The sequence below is a fragment of the Vibrio sp. 811 genome (assembly GCF_033339195.1).
The window spans coordinates 1-712 of record NZ_JAWOUB010000392.1 but is presented as its reverse complement, the minus strand read 5'-3'; the positions used below and the strand labels follow the sequence as shown (position 1 = coordinate 712).

General features: G+C 44.4%; 1 protein-coding gene. It reads left to right on the top strand.

Annotated features, from left to right (window positions below):
- Positions 1-712, top strand: a 712-nt coding sequence (locus R7Q46_RS27075) for a histidine kinase dimerization/phospho-acceptor domain-containing protein (protein ID WP_318078246.1), incomplete at both ends; no start/stop codon positions are given.

The window sequence follows — 712 nt, the reverse complement described above, 5'->3', positions numbered from 1 at the left end:
AGGCGGCATCATCCCATTCTTATTGCTATGCGTTCTCGTTGGGTACTATTTACTTAACCGATACATTGTCGAACCTATCGTACGAATCGCTACAAAAATTGATGATTCCAAAACTGGCGGGATCATTGATATCGATTACGGAAGTGAGGACGAAATCGGCCATCTCATTACCAAATTCAACGAGAAGACCATTTACCTCGAACAAGAGAGAGTAAAAGCCCAAGCGTCGACAAATGCCAAAACTGCTTTTCTTGCCACTTTGTCGCATGAAATCCGTACGCCGATGAATGGGGTACTCGGCACCGCCCAAATCCTGCTCAAAACGCCGTTAACGGACGAACAAAGAAAACACCTCAGTACATTATACGATTCTGGTGATCACATGATGACGCTACTGAACGAGATTCTTGATTACTCCAAGATAGAGCAGGGACATGTAGAGTTTTCGAACTCGCCATTCCCCATAGAATCGATCATCGGCAGTATAAAAAGCGTTTATCATACCTTGTGTGCAGAGAAAGGATTGCAGTTTAAGGTGACGTCGTTAGTCCCTGTGGGACGCTGGTATGACAACGACAAAGCGCGCCTTCGTCAAGTGTTGTTTAATTTACTCAATAACGCCGTGAAGTTTACTGACAGAGGCATTGTTGAAGTGACGCTGAGTGAGCAAACTCACTATGACAAAACTGTGTTGGTTATCGCGATAAAAGAC